1 protein-coding gene is annotated in these 391 nt (G+C 75.2%); it reads right to left on the reverse strand.

Translation table 11 applies throughout. The annotated features are described in order from the left end of the window. A partial coding sequence (locus tag IH48_RS0132490; RefSeq protein ID WP_030913060.1) for a hypothetical protein occupies window positions 1-391 on the reverse strand: 391 nt, incomplete at both ends.

Genomic DNA, 391 nt, shown 5'->3' on the forward strand with positions numbered 1-391 from the left:
GGGTGTGTACCTCGAAGCCGCCCCCGCCGAGCAGGAAGACGCCCGCGAGGGCCAGCCCGGCCCAGACGACGTTGACCGCCCGGCGCGAGGCCAGGACGGACAGGGCCAGCGGGCCGAGCACCTCCAGGGTGACGGCGGGGCCGAGCGGAATGCGGGAGACGGCCTGGTAGAAGAGGCCGTTCATCGCACCCATGGCGACACCGAACGCCACGACCGTGCCCCAGTCGGCGCGCGAGTGGCCGCGCAGCTTCGGGCGGCAGACGACGACCATCAGCACCGCCGCCATCGCCAGCCGCAGCGTGACCACGCCGAGCGCGCCGGCGCGCGGCATCAGGTTCACCGCCAGGGCGGCCCCGAACTGCACGGACACCCCGCCGGCGAGGACCAGGCC

Source organism: Streptomyces sp. NRRL F-5126 (assembly GCF_000721265.1).
In the GTDB taxonomy this organism is placed as follows: domain Bacteria; phylum Actinomycetota; class Actinomycetes; order Streptomycetales; family Streptomycetaceae; genus Streptomyces.